General features: G+C 67.8%; 1 protein-coding gene. It reads left to right on the top strand.

The genetic code is table 11. The features are described from left to right. Window positions 1-276 (top strand): hypothetical protein (locus tag ENTHG_RS25630; protein WP_044172118.1); only part of this gene is annotated, 276 nt, incomplete at both ends.

Below are 276 nucleotides of genomic sequence, written 5' to 3'. Positions count from 1 at the left end.
TATTCCCACGGCAGGATCGCCGAATATTGGCGCCGCATCGGCGCGGCAGGAGCCGCACCGTTCCCCGTGGCCAGCAGTTGGGAAGACGGCAACCACTGGTTCCTCGGCCCGCTGGCCGAAGGCCGCCCCAAGCCGGTCTGGAATTCCCTGACGGCGGCCTGGTCGCCCCGGTCGGTGAGCGCCGAGATCTGGGACCGCAACTTCACGCCCGGGCAAACCGTGAGCTTTCCGCTCTGGCTCTTCAACGATACGGACGAAAAGGCCGCGCTGACGGCG

The sequence above is a fragment of the Phytobacter massiliensis JC163 genome (assembly GCF_000321045.1).
GTDB classification, from domain to species: domain Bacteria; phylum Pseudomonadota; class Gammaproteobacteria; order Enterobacterales; family Enterobacteriaceae; genus Phytobacter_A; species Phytobacter_A massiliensis.
The sequence above is the reverse complement of the archived record's forward strand: the minus strand, read 5'-3'. Positions and strand labels throughout refer to the sequence as shown.